This window comes from Methylocystis sp. NC52PC, assembly GCF_055698645.1.
Window position 1 is genome coordinate 135,037 of record NZ_CP170126.1, and the last position, 12,464, is coordinate 147,500.

At 59.5% G+C, this 12,464-nt stretch carries 7 protein-coding genes and 3 pseudogenes; 2 read left to right on the forward strand and 8 right to left on the reverse strand.

Annotation, left to right across the window (positions count from 1 at the left end; all coding sequences use genetic code 11):
* Window positions 1–100: 100 nt before the first annotated feature.
* From ACETII_RS01540 to ACETII_RS01560, 5 genes and pseudogenes are all read right to left on the reverse strand, one after another.
* On the reverse strand, window positions 101–583 hold the full coding sequence (locus ACETII_RS01540) for a PA2169 family four-helix-bundle protein (protein ID WP_472785471.1): 483 nt from the start codon (window positions 581–583) through the stop codon (window positions 101–103).
* A gap of 10 nt (window positions 584–593) precedes the next feature.
* Window positions 594–935: a hypothetical protein gene (locus ACETII_RS01545; RefSeq protein ID WP_472785472.1), complete on the reverse strand. Its 342-nt coding sequence runs from the start codon at window positions 933–935 to the stop codon at window positions 594–596.
* 291 nt (window positions 936–1,226) lie between these two features.
* A complete protein-coding gene (locus ACETII_RS01550; RefSeq protein WP_472785473.1) occupies window positions 1,227–5,378 on the reverse strand; it encodes a chemotaxis protein CheB in 4,152 nt (1,383 codons plus the stop codon).
* A gap of 535 nt (window positions 5,379–5,913) precedes the next feature.
* Window positions 5,914–6,117 (reverse strand): hypothetical protein, encoded by a 204-nt coding sequence (locus tag ACETII_RS01555; protein WP_472785474.1) that lies wholly within the window; start codon window positions 6,115–6,117, stop codon window positions 5,914–5,916.
* A 1,244-nt stretch (window positions 6,118–7,361) separates the two neighbouring features.
* Window positions 7,362–7,763: pseudogene (locus ACETII_RS01560) on the reverse strand (HAD family hydrolase); the annotation flags it as partial.
* Between the two features lie 89 nt (window positions 7,764–7,852).
* On the opposite strand from ACETII_RS01560, the gene ACETII_RS01565 reads away from it, so the two are divergent.
* On the forward strand, window positions 7,853–8,881 hold the full coding sequence (locus ACETII_RS01565) for an IS110 family RNA-guided transposase (RefSeq protein ID WP_472785475.1): 1,029 nt from the start codon (window positions 7,853–7,855) through the stop codon (window positions 8,879–8,881).
* A 266-nt stretch (window positions 8,882–9,147) separates the two neighbouring features.
* Here the strand turns inward: ACETII_RS01565 and ACETII_RS01570 are convergent.
* Window positions 9,148–9,858 (reverse strand): annotated as a pseudogene (locus ACETII_RS01570) (heavy metal-binding domain-containing protein); the annotation flags it as partial.
* A 409-nt stretch (window positions 9,859–10,267) separates the two neighbouring features.
* Between ACETII_RS01570 and ACETII_RS01575 the strand changes: the two are divergent.
* Window positions 10,268–10,723: pseudogene (locus ACETII_RS01575) on the forward strand (transposase); the annotation flags it as partial.
* A gap of 107 nt (window positions 10,724–10,830) precedes the next feature.
* Here ACETII_RS01575 and ACETII_RS01580 read toward each other — a convergent pair.
* Window positions 10,831–11,160, reverse strand: coding sequence for a transglutaminase N-terminal domain-containing protein (locus ACETII_RS01580; RefSeq protein WP_472785476.1), 330 nt, complete (start codon window positions 11,158–11,160; stop codon window positions 10,831–10,833).
* A 118-nt stretch (window positions 11,161–11,278) separates the two neighbouring features.
* Window positions 11,279–11,677, reverse strand: a complete 399-nt coding sequence (locus tag ACETII_RS01585) for a hypothetical protein (RefSeq protein ID WP_472785477.1) — start codon at window positions 11,675–11,677, stop codon at window positions 11,279–11,281.
* Between the last annotated feature and the right edge of the window lie 787 nt (window positions 11,678–12,464).

Here is a 12,464-nt window from a genome sequence, read left to right on the forward strand (position 1 = left end):
AAAGCACTCAACGCCGACACAGGCCGATCGTTCATGAAGGCTGCCGACCTCGTTGAAGAGATCGGCAGAAAGAGACCTCGAAGGCTTGGAGCGACGCTGATCAAGCGCTATCCCGTAGTCGCTTGATCAGATCGTGATTTTCTATAACGCCCTTGTACTGGCGTTGAACAAGAGTTTGAACGTCGACCGGAAGATCCGACTGGAGCGCCTTTTGATAGGCGGACTTCGCTGCGTCCTCGCCACGTTCGCACTCGACCAGAATGGCCTTGTCGTCGCCGCCGGTGAGGGCGGCCTTGAAATTGGTCCAGGTGCGATGTATCGCACCGGCTACGGTTCCTGAAGCGTCGGTCTGTCCGCCGAGTCTGGAAATCGCCGAATCCAATTCCCGAGCGCCTGTCTCGCAACGCCGTGAGGCGTTTTGCAGAGTCGCTTTGAGATTGTCGCTTTGCACGGCGCTGGCCGCGTCGGCGAAGCCTTTTGCGCCATCGCGGCTGATCTCCGCCAGATGCGTCAGAGTTGAAATGACATCCGCCATTGCTTGATTCCTTTTTGTTTCGCCGCAAGCGGGATTGTCGCTTGCCATGCCCCCGGCTTTAGTCTTTCGACGCCGCCGAGCGCCAAAGCGCCCCAAACAAGAAGCCGGCGCCCGCCGCCACGAGAATCGTCATCAAGGGATTTTCCCGCGCAGACGTTTCCGCGGCTTGGCGGAGAGTGCCGGCGACGTTTGTCGCCTGATCGACTGCCTGCCCGCCAATTTCTTTGGCCGATGTCACAGCCGCATTCGCCGTCTGCATGGCGGCTTTCGTGCTCTTGCCGATCTGCTCGGCTGCGTCCCCGGCGCGCTCCGCGACGATAGACCCCGCTTCGTGGACCGGATGCTCCGCTCGGCGGACGCGTTCAAGATCGGAACTGCTTGTGCCTGTACCAGTTGTCATTGGTTGCTTTCCTTAGACGCGATGATGCCGTAAACTCGACAGTCCGGAGCAACGCGCCGACTGCCCCAACGTAGAGGGAATGAACCCTCACACGCTGACGCTCATCTCCAGCCCAGGTTTCTTTTCGGAAGGTGGAAGGCTCGAGCCTGGAAGTCGACGGCTGACCCAGCTTTAAGCTTTTGAGTAGAAGATTGTTCCGTATCCGTCCCAAATGAACCGCTCTGCGCCCATGAAACGGAGCACGCTTCTTTGACGAGCGATCGGTTACGAGACTGCGCGTCTGCTCGTCATTCAGCTCACCGAGGTTGCCCTGCGCGACTGGAGCAGATCTTTCAGACCTTCGATGTCAAGCGGCTTGACGAAGAACTGATTGAACCCGGCGTTCAACGCTTTCTCGCGGACCTCTTCCTGACCCCAGCCCGTGAGGGCGATCAAGACGATGTTCTTGCCCTCAGGAAGTTTCCGGATTGCGCGCGCCAGCTCGTAACCGTCCATTCCCGGCAAACCAAGGTCCATGATAACTTTGTCAGGCCTGAGCTCGGAGATAAGGGCAAGCGCCGCGGGACCGTCGCACGCCGTTCGAGCTTCGAGCCCAAGAGATTGGACAACCATCGCCAGACTCTCGGCGATATCCTGCTGGTCGTCGACGATCAGCACGCGTCCCGGCGGCAAGCGGGAGTCTGATTGAGCCGGCGCTTTCGGGTCTTCTTCGTGCGAAGACGAGTTCGAAAGACCCAGGCGAACCCGCATCTCACAGCCTTTGCCCTCGCCGTCGCTGAACGCCTCGATCTCGCCGCCATGCAACTCGACGATGCCGCGAGCGAGAGCGAGTCCGACGCCTATCCCGGTCTGCCCCTGCCCTGACGGGTGATCTCCCTGGTTGAAAAGCTCGAACACGTGCGCCAGACTATTTGCCGAAAAGCCAACGCCATTATCACGCACCCTAGCTATGACGTCACCGCCCTCGCGGATGGCGGAGACTTCGATGCGGCCCTTGTGCGGCGTGAATTTCGACGCATTGTTCAGCAGATTGGAGAATACTTGAGCAAGGCGCACGAAATCGCCATCGACGATCAGCGGCTCTTCAGGCAGCGAAGCCCTGAGCTCCTGCTGCTTAGCCTCGATCAGCGGTAGGGATGTTTCAATCGACTGGCGGAGGATATCGGTCAAATCGACGGAGCGTCGATGCAGCTCGATCTTGCCGCGGGTGATGCGCGCAATGTCGAGCAGGTCGTCGACGAGTCGAGAGAGATGCGTCGTCTGCCGGCCGATCATGCCATGCAAGCGCTCGATTTGGGAGTGCGGAAGGTTCGGCTGCTTCAACACTGCCAGGGCGTTGTGGATCGGCGCTAGCGGATTGCGCAACTCGTGCGCGAGCATTGCCAGAAACTCGTCTTTCCGGTGGTCGGCCTCCCGCAATGCTTGCTGCAGCAAGAAGACGCTGATCGCGTCAGCAGCCTGACGGGCGCAGATGTCAACGAGACGCAACTCGTGGTCCGAGAACTTATGTGGCTCACGAAAATGCGCGGCCAACATTCCGACTATTTTTGCGGAGTTGGCGAACAACGGAATTGAGACGACTGCTCGATAACCAGCGGCCCTTGTTTCATCCTGGCTGGGGGCCAAAGTTGGTTCCTGTTCAACGTCTTCAAACACAACTCGTTGCGATGTGGCGAGCGCCAGGCCGTAGGGAGAAGCGGAAGAGGCGTCGACTGTGGCGAAGTGATCGAGAAAGCGTTTTTCGAGACCATAGTGCGCGACGATACGAAGTGTTTTACATGTCTCGTCACAGAGCTGAATGCTGCCGAAATCTGCCCCGAGCAGCTCGACGATCGCCTCCAGAATAGCCGCAAGCGGCGCCTCCAGTTGATCGGCTTGCATGGCTTTGGTGCTGAGCTTTTGCAAGCGCGTCATTGCGTGCAACTCGGTAGCCAGGCCCTGCTCGGCGCGCTTCAGCTTTGTGACGTCGTTAAGCGTGACGACGGCCCCCTCAATTCGATTCTCAAGGGTGCGGTAGGGTCGAATCTGGAGAGACAGCCATCGCTCGTCCGTCGTCCGGATTTCCTTGTCGATGGGGATCAGGTTCTTGAGAACCTCTGCAACATCCTGTCCAAGACTATCGTAGATCAGGCGATGCGTGAAATCAGAAATAACGCGACCAATGTCAGCGATGGTGATGTTGAAATACTCGACAGCCCGCGGCGTGAAAAATTTTATCCTGAGATCAGTATCAAGGAACAGCGTCCCGATTTCCGTGGCCGCGACCAAGTTCTGCAAGTCATTATGCGCCGAGGAGATTATATCGAATCGGATTTTGAGCTCGGCGTTGACCGTCTGCAGCTCCTCGTTCATCGACTGGAGCTCTTCCTTGCTGGTTTCCAATTCCTCCGCGGTAGAGCGGTATTCTTCATTTATCGACTGCAGCTCTTCATTGCTTGCGCGCGACTCCTCAGCCGCATGTTCATACTCCTTGCGAGTCACGTTGAGCTGATCCTGCGCGATCGTCAGCTGTTGACGCAGGCGTGCGACTTCGCCCCGGTCTCCTGCCCCCTCTTCGTTTCGATTCTCGACTACCGGCTCGGCGACTCCCAAGTCCAGAAAATAAACCAGAGCATGGCCGACGGTCCCATCGCTCTCGCTCGACGGCGTCACATGAAGGGCGACAAGCCGATTGTCGCCATCGAGGACGACAGGGATGGGCGGAGATAGCGTCGCCTCGCCGTGCTCCAGCGCGCGCTGAAGCGCGAAGTTCAAATCGGTGCGCAGTTCGGGCCGCACTTGGTCCGCCAAGGCGGAGCTGAACGGCCCCTCGGAAGGTCGGAAGAAGCGGCCGACTGTCGGAGACAGATGCAAAATTTGGTAGCAACGATCAACGAGTACGCTCGGTGGCGTGTCCTTCTCGAGGGCGGCCGCGTGTGCATATTTGACCCCGGGGCTCTGCTCGACGTGAGGTGACGGTTTCGAGTGGCGCTCTGGCAAGTGAAGTCCGGATGAGAGCTGCGGCAGAATAGGCGCGACCTTCTCCGACACGCCAAGCGCGAGGTAGATCCGGGCGTCTCGATCGACGGCAGAGAAATTCGGCTGTTCCGCATCGATCGTCTCGGCCGAACCCAAAAAAATATAACCATTTGGTTTCAATGCGTAATGAAAGAGCGCGCATAGCTGCCGTTGCAGCTCACGCTGCAGATAGATGAGCAAATTGCGACAGGATATGAAGTCCACCTTGATGAAGGGCGGGTCTTTCAACGCGCTGTGCGAGGCGAACAAAATGAGCTCCCGCAGCTCCTTCCGAACGCGGTAGTAAGCCTGGTCTTGAACGAAGAAGCGAGTGAGGCGTTCGTCCGACACCTCGGATTCGATCGCTTCTGGATAACGGCCTTCTCGCGCGATGGCGAGCGCCTCATCATCGATGTCGCTCGCGAAAATTTGAATTTGGGGGTGCACGCCTCGGCGGCCCGCTTCCTCGAGCAAGAGGATGCCGATGCTGTACGCCTCCTCTCCAGTGGCGCATCCGACGACCCAAACCCGGATCGAGGCCTCGCCGTCGAGCCTGTCGAACAGCGGCTTGACGACCTTCTCAGCCAGCGCAGCGAATGCGTCCGGATCACGAAAAAACGACGTGACCGAAATCAGCAGGTCCGAAAGGAGTTCACGAGCTTCCTGCTCATTGCTCTGGAGATAATGGTAATAGGCGTCAAAACCTTCCTGGCGCGAGAGCTGCATGCGCCTGGTCACGCGCCGCGTGATGGTCGCCGCCTTGTAGTTCGAAAAATCATGGCCAGTGCGCCGGCGCAGCAAAGCGATAATTTCGCGGATTTTCTGCTCGGTGTCTTCCTTGCTTGTTGCGAGAAAAGCCATTTTTCCCTGTACCACCTCGGCAAGGCGCGCCGTAAGTTCCGCGGTGGGAGCGACGAAGTCGACGACGCCGGTCGCGATGGCGTTTTCTGGCATCATCGGATATTCGGCTTCGCTCGGCTCCTGAGCGAAGATCACGGCGCCGGCCTCCTTCATCGCTCGGACGCCAAGCGCTCCGTCGGAGCCGGAGCCGCTCAGCACAACCGCGATCCCGTCGCGCCTGCCAGCCGCAACCGAACGAAAAAACAGGTCGATGGGGGAGCGGCGTCCTCTCGGTTCGCTAAAAGCGCGCGCTGTCACGTGATCGCCGTCAACCACGAGTTCGCGGTCCGGCGGCACGACGTAAACACAGTTAGGCTTAAGCTTTTCCGATGTTTCGACCTGGTGGACTGGCATGGTTGTCCGCGTCGCCAGGATCTCGCTCAACGCGCTCGGATGGTCGGGCGCCAGGTGCACCACGATGACGAAGGCCAGGCCTAGGTCGGTTCTGACATTGGCAAAAAATGCCTGCAGGGCAGTGACGCCGCCCGCCGAAGCCCCAATGGCGCATACCGGGGTGTGGAGGGGCCGTGCGTCATTTGTGCTCAATACGTCGCCCCCGGGGATTTCTGGGAAGGTTCGAAATTCCGTGATGACCCTGGTCCTTGCTAAATAGCTTTAACGAGCCTTGTCCGCCAGTCCGCGCTCATCACGGCCTACTTCAGGCTTTGCGATCCCGGCCAGGGGTAATTCATTCGCCAAACGTGTGTAGATTCCCTCACTTGAGAAATTTCCCGGCCAGAATAGCTTTTCTGGGCGGCGCCTGGGTGGGTCCCGGCTCCTGCCACAGGCGTCAGAATTGCGACTCGTTCTGGTTGACAGCTGCTCTGACGAGGTGTGTGGCGATGTCTCTGCAAGCGCCCGCATGTTCCAAAAGCTCCCGCGCCATACGACCAGCGCTGAGATAGAAGCCCTGGCGAAAGCTTCTGCTCGCCTTGTTGACGAGACAGTTGGCAGGCACAGCCGCTCCTACAGTTTCCCACGCCCTCTGGTGGCGTCCATGTGGCGAGCGCTCAGCCAATCCCTTGTCGCCATCATGCGGCGCCGCCGTCGCCGATAATAGCGCTGAGACGACGCTCCAAAATCACTTTCGGAAAGAGCCCAGCAGCACCCATTTGACGATAGCGAACCATGCTGCAGGCAAGCCGATAATAAACTTCTTGCGAACGTCAGCTTCAGCCTGAGACATCGGTTCGGGATTTTCGCTTCCCACTACAGCTCGAACTTCGACGATATTCTCTGTTCCGTATCGAGACTGTAAAGCCTCTGTTGCCGCTGCCTCGTCCATAGCTTCAATCGGGATAGTGGTCGAAGAACCCTGCGTCCTCACGATAGCTATGAAACTGCGTTTTCCTGTCTGGCCCATCCTAAAGATGTAAGCGCACTTCCGAAAACGGCTAGGAGTGGGGAAAGGCGCTTAGCGCTTGGTTGGTGTCATTGGGGTTTTCGGAATGCTTTCCGGCAACCTATTCCCGCGCCATGTTTCAGCGAACTTCTGTCGGGCCTTATCCGCTTCTCGCTCAGCTTCGCGTCTAGTCGCGTGGGAATGTGCCGACCGTCGATGAATTTGATTTCCCTCACAAACCGTCCATCGAAACCGTTCCCCACCAAGCGGATCCGGCTCAATCCTGACCGTAAATTGCTCAGCGTTATGCATGTGCGCACTCTGCGCGCTTTTGCGACGCAATTCCATAGCGTGGTTTCGCGCAGCCTGTGAATTTCCGCCGTGAAGTCCTCGCCATCCCCATGGATTCAGGAAGCCCCTTCCGGTGTCGCCGGAGCACCGAGAAAGTTCGCGCAAGAACTCCCGTGAGCGTGAGCTCCACTCGCCGCCGTCGCGCGGCTCGCTTGACTGCGCCGCCCGAATGGCGATGGCGAACTGCGCCTGGGGGCGCAGTTGATAACCGCCGGTGAAGAAGACGAGTTCATGGGAGCGCGCGCGCCTCAAAGAATAGGGCGTCGTCCTCGGATGCCGTTTATCCAGATGATCGCTGCAGCGGATCAGCTCGCAATTTGAAGGATTGACGCCATGGAAACCGTCTCCGTTAGAGACATATTATGCGCATGACGAAAATGAAGAAACCCGTGACTGACGCCGACCCCGAAGCAGTCGAGAGTTGGGATAATGACGGTGGCGCTCCGGCGTCAGGCGACCGGTCGTCGGTCCATTCCAAAAGCGCCCCAAGACCAATCGGCTCGCTCCACGAGGAAAAAAACTCGCGTCCGCAGGAACGCGGTGGAGTGAACGCGCCACGGCCGGTCGACCGGCGAGATAATCCGCCTCGCAGCGCAAGCTCGCATCGCGACTGAAGCGACCGTGTTGAGGACGTGATCATATCGAAAAGGCCTATGGTCAGTTTCGACGCCGTCGTTGATCACGTACACCCGCTTGCGCCTCGACATAGGGCGGCCTCGAAGAGGTCACGATTACTGCGCCGGAGCCTCCCGACGGCCAGACGCTGGATACCGATTGGCGAGCTCGGCGTCTATGAGCGCCCTGACCTCGGGGCGGATGATCTTGCTATCTCTCTCAAAAAGGCCATTGAGGGCGCCTGATCGGATACCCGCGCCGCGCGCCTGATAGGCGCGCTTCGCTGTAGCTTCGTCGGGGGTGATAAGGCCTCTGACGCCCTTGCCGACTGGCGAGTCAAAATCAGTCGCCTCGCGAAGCGGTAGCGCCCGCTCAAGGGCGGCCTCGACGATGGCCTGCGCCAGCGGATGTTCACTGCCCCGCTCGAGGCTTGCAGCGATCGTCAAAAGCTCGTTCTCGCTCAACCCCGCGACCGGGCGGATGGCCGTGACCCTTGGCCGCCCCTCGGTGAGCGTGCCGGTCTTGTCGACCACCAGCGTATCGACCTTCTCGAAGCGCTCCAGAGCCTCGGCGTTTTTGATGAGCACGCCGGACTGCGCGCCGCGTCCAATGCCCACCATGATGATGGAGTGGATGCCCCCCTCCTGACGGCATCGCCATGTGCCAATGTGGCGATGTTTACGCATCCCACGAAATAACGAAGAGGGCATCCATGAAAAAGGTTAGCATTATCGGTCTCGACCTTGCAAAGCGGTCCTTTCAGGCGCACGGCGCCCACGCCGACGGAGGCGTGGCGTTCCGCAAGAAGCTTTCGCGTGAGAACCTCCTCGCCTTCTTTGGCAAGCAATCGCGATGCGTTGTCGCTATGGAAGCTTGTGGGAGTGCGCATCACTGGGGACGCGCGATCCGCGACCTGGGTCACGAGGTTCGGTTGATCCCGCCAGCCTATGTCAAACCCTTCGTCAAACGCCAAAAGAACGACGCGGCCGACGCGGAGGCGATCTGCGAAGCCGCAAGCCGGCCAACAATGCGATTTGTGGCGGTCAAAACCGAAGAGCAACAGGCGCGAGCAATGCTGTTTCGCACCCGTGATCTTCTGGTGCGCCAGCGCACGCAACTGATCAACGCGCTGCGCGGTCATTTAGCCGAGCACGGCGTTGTCGCGGCGCAAGGGCCGTCGAATGTGAAGGTTCTCGCAGAGGCCATCGCGGAGCTGACCACATCGCTTCCGCTTCTCGTTGTGGAGCTGTCGCGCGTATTCTTTGAGCAGATTGACGAGCTGTCAAAAAAGGTAGCCGGACTCGAGAAGGCCACTGCTTACGAAGCGGCGCGTGGGGCGACAACACGACGTTTGCAGACGCTGCCGGGCGTGGGGCCGATCACCGCCATGGCGATAGAGACCTTTGGGCCGCCCATGGTCGTCTTCAAGCGCGGCCGCGATTTCTCCGCTTGGCTTGGGCTTGTTCCCCGGCAACATTCGACCGGCGGTAAGCAGGTTCTCGGAAAGACCTCGAAGATGGGGCAACGCGACATTCGACGGCTGCTGATCACCGGCGCCATGGCCGTCGTGCGCTCGGCCTTGCGAAAGGGAGCGCCCGAGGGAACCTGGCTGCATCGCATGCTGGAGCGCAAACCGCGCAAGCTCGTGGCGATCGCGCTCGCCAACAAGATGGCGCGCTCGATCTGGGCCATGCTGACGAAGGGAGAAGACTATAGGATTCCTGCGGCTGCGGCGCTCTAATCGGACGATTGGAGCGGGGCGGCACGGGAACGTCGGGAGCGTGAGGAGGTCGAGGAACGGTAAGGGCAAATGATCGGACAGATCCGGGTCTGAAAACGCATTAGTGTCCACGGAGCAGTAAGCTCGCGATGATGATTTGCGTCAGCTCCGCGTATCTCCATACCGGCCAGCGGTCGTGACATGCCGCCGCAACTCAAGGCCTGATACATGACCGCACCCGATCACGTGACCCAGCCATTCGAAAAAATTCTTGCGCAAACGGGGGCATCCATACATGCGCCGTCGACAGGGACTTTTTCGCCTGGGCGGACGCGCAGACGGTCTCCGACATGTACCTGATCCAGAGCGACCTCTTCGTCAGTTCCGTCTTCCTTGACCCGTTTCGCCGTCACGGGTGCAAGGTTGAGAAGGGCGCGGATGGCCCCGCCGGTCTGCTCTCTCGCTCTCAGTTCTAGGACCTGCCCGAGCAGCACCAGCACCGTGATGACGGCCGCGGCCTCAAAATAGATGGGCACGGAACCATCCACGCTCCGGAAGGCAGGCGGAAACAATGAAGGGGCGATGGTGGCGACAACGCTATAGACCCATGCCACGCCGGTTCCCATGGCGATCAGCGTGAACATGTTGAGGTTGCGGGTCAGGAGTCAGTGCGCGCCCCGCACAAAGAAAGGCCACCCGGCCCATAGGACGACAGGGCTCGCCACGACGAGTTGCGCCCAGTGCGATATGTGTGCGGGAACGTAACGATGGAAACCAAGGAAATGCCCGCCCATCTCCAGAATGAAAACCGGGGTCGTCAGCGCGAGCCCGATCCAGAAGCGCCGCGTCATATCGGCAAGCTCGGCGCTCGGGGCCTCTTCAGCCGTGGCGACGAGCGGCTCCAGCGTCATCCCGCATATCGGGCAGTTGCCGGGGCCAGGCTGGCGAATTTGCGGGTGCATTGGGCAGGTGTAGATGACGCGTTCCGCCGGCCCCATCTTCAAGTCCGACGCATTGATCAACTCCGCTAGCGCTCCGTCGCGACGCTTGTGAGCTCCCCCAAGGTGATGATGATGTTGTTCGCGGCTCATGATCTGCTCCGGATTCAACCCCCTGCAGCCGAAAATCGCGTTTCCCCGGTTCAATTCTTTCGAGCAATCGCTGATCTCGAGAAATCGAGCATAGGAGCATTCGGGAGCTTACGGTAGAAGCCTATCGCTTCTTGCGCTCCGCCCCCGACCCTGCTCGTAGTCGTCATCATCGCTGAAGCTTACGCTACTCCCGATCCGCGCATGGAAATCTAATGGAAGCTAATGAGGCCTCGCATCGGTCATTCCGCTCTGGCCACTGTGCACGAGCTATGTGCTGCGCTTTGTCTATATCGGGATCTACTGGAAGAAGCATCATCTGTGTTTCATCGGCCACGCGCTGATGGAGAACCGCAACGCGCTTTTCGTTGACGCCTGCCTGACCAAAGCCGACGGCCACGCCGAACGCATCGCTGCGCTGCATATGATCGAGCCGCGTGCTGACCGGCCGAGGCGGATCACGCTCGCGGCAGACAAAGGCTACGACGCCGAAGACTTCGTCAACGAGTTGCGATCGATGCGGGTGACGCCGCATGTGGCGCAGAACCTCAGCGGTCGGTCGTCGGCCATCGACAGGCGAACAGCACGACATGCAGGCTACGGGCTCAGCCAGCGCATCCGCAAGCGGATCGAGGAGGGCTTCGGCTGGATCAAGACGGTCGCCGGGCAGGAGAAGACGACGTTTCGAGGCTGCGACAGAGTGGGCTTCGCTTTCACCTTCGCGGACGCCGCCTATAATCTGGTACGGTTGCCGAAGCTGCTCGCCGCGGCGTGAGCCGACAGGTTCGAAGGGCAGCAGAGCACCTTCGACAGCACCAAGACCGCCAAAAAAATTAGAGCGAGGCTGGCCGAGCAAGAGCCGAGGGCTTTTTCAACAGCCTGCTAATGCTTTCGCCGACCGTGTGTAGATTCTGTGGACTCGAGTTCGAGTTCAGTGACGCTATCGATCGAGATATTGTCGGACATGCTCTGATAGGTGGCGGTTGCAACGGCATTGCCAAAGACATCCTGAGCCCACGTCACCGCTGCGGCAGGAGCGATAGTCATATTGCTCGAGATCAGGCGAAGTTCCCGGCTTTCACGTGGGCGAAGCATCAAACGGTGAGGTCCGAAGCTTACCGGCTGACTGTAACGATAGATTGTTCTGTGGTGAATCCTGAGCGTGATCAACGCAGGCTCCAAGATCGGGACATTGCAAGCCCTCTTCGGCACGGACTCTAGCCTGCCTTACATCTATAACAAGCAGATTATGCGCACGCCCTCATGGATCCCCTCATTTTGGCGGCTACAAATCGATCCCGTGAAGCGGAGACGAAGGGGAGCAAGGAAGTCATTTTGGGCCGTATCCGATCCATCTCAACGGCAGGTCGCCATAGCCATTAGCCAAGGTTCCGAACAGGATGAGGGCTACGCCGATGACGCGCTCGGCCACGACGTCATGCACAATTCCGGGACGCGCGATGACGTGCGCCGCTGTCTGTCGCTGAAGGTGCGCGCTGGACGCCTGGGCCGAGAGATGATGCCCCGGCATTTGACGATCGACGGTTTCCCGCAGGCAGATCCGAAAATAAGGGCGCGCAGTAACGACAATGCCAAGAGTTATCACCGCCGTGCCGAAGCGCATCGAAATCGTTGGATCATGCGTGGCGATGAACCAGACGATATGCAAAGCGGCGAGGATGAGGAAGGCCGCCGCATAGCTAACCCAGGTCCACCAATGAACGTTCATGTGTGCCTCACGGCTGGCGGGAACGGCGAGTGCATTTCAATGCCCCCGGGAGCGCAATTCGGCTTCCATCGCCCGCACGTCCGACTCCAGCGTCCTGATCGTCGTCACATGATGTCGACGGGACCGCTCCCGCGCGGGCCGGTCCTGCGGGAGGCCACCCTGGGTGGCGAGATGCGCCAAGACGCGTCGCTGCCCGCCGATTGCTCGCTCCCTCGCCGCGATGCCTGCGTAGATTTCCGCGACGCTCTGGTCGCCGTGAGTGTCAATATCCGCTCCCGCTGATTTATCTAACAGAGTATTATCATATAGTGGTGCTGGGCGCCTCACTTTGATTGATATCACGCCTATCAAGAAATGATCGGAGGCCACCAGTAGGCGCCAGCCGCCTTGGCAGGATTTGGCTTTCCCGAGATCCACGGCAGGTCGTTTTCCCACCGGCTATAAAGCTCGTGGACAATCGGCGTTGAAGCCTGGCGTCGGGCGCCGAGACGAGTCGGTGGGTCGCAGCCTCCGATTCGCGTCTCAACGGCCATAGCTCGGCGATGCGGTCGACCGTCCAGGTTTCCGTCCACGAGACGGAGACAATTTTAGATTTGCAGAATTCCAGGCGCAGATGTTCTCAACTGCAGGCGAGCGTTGCAGGTCCACCGGGCCGGTCGCGCTCCCTAAGCTTGCAATACGCGGCATTGGAGAATGCCGCGACAGCCACCTAGATGGCGTTCGAGGTGTTCCGCGCGGCGACTATCCTCGAAACGGTAGAACGATCGGCGGCCCGGCGTCGCCTGAG